The organism is Helicobacter bilis (genome assembly GCF_900198365.1).
Classification (GTDB): Bacteria; Campylobacterota; Campylobacteria; order Campylobacterales; family Helicobacteraceae; genus Helicobacter_A; species Helicobacter_A bilis_B.
Window position 1 is genome coordinate 1 of sequence record NZ_FZMS01000007.1, and the last position, 379, is coordinate 379.

Annotated in this window: 1 pseudogene; it reads right to left on the reverse strand. The window is 33.5% G+C overall.

Annotated elements, in window-relative coordinates:
* Positions 1–379, reverse strand: a pseudogene (locus C6H08_RS01095) (hypothetical protein); the annotation flags it as partial.

The following is a 379-nucleotide window of genomic DNA, read 5'->3' on the forward strand; positions in this document are numbered from 1 at the left end:
TTATACTCAAATCTAGGCTCCTTATCTTTTATAGGTTTAAAGCCTTTGTCTAAATCTGCTTTATTTAATACTTTAAGCGTTTCTAGTGTGATTTCGCTTGGGTATTTTAAATCTTTTATAGCACTTTGCAAGGCTTTTGTAATAGCTGCATTATCGCCTATGTAAGGGATAAAGGCAAAAAGCTTTTTAAATAATCTATTGGTTAAAAAGACTTTTATTCTGCCTTCAAGTGTTGTGGCTAATGCACCGCTTCCCACTTGGTTGTCTAATGCTTTTGCTTTGCTTATTTCTTGGGCGAATTGATAGCTTTTAGCATAGCTTTTAAAAGTATCTAGTATAGGGTATATTTCAGGGTGCAAAGTAAGCTTTTCTAGATTCT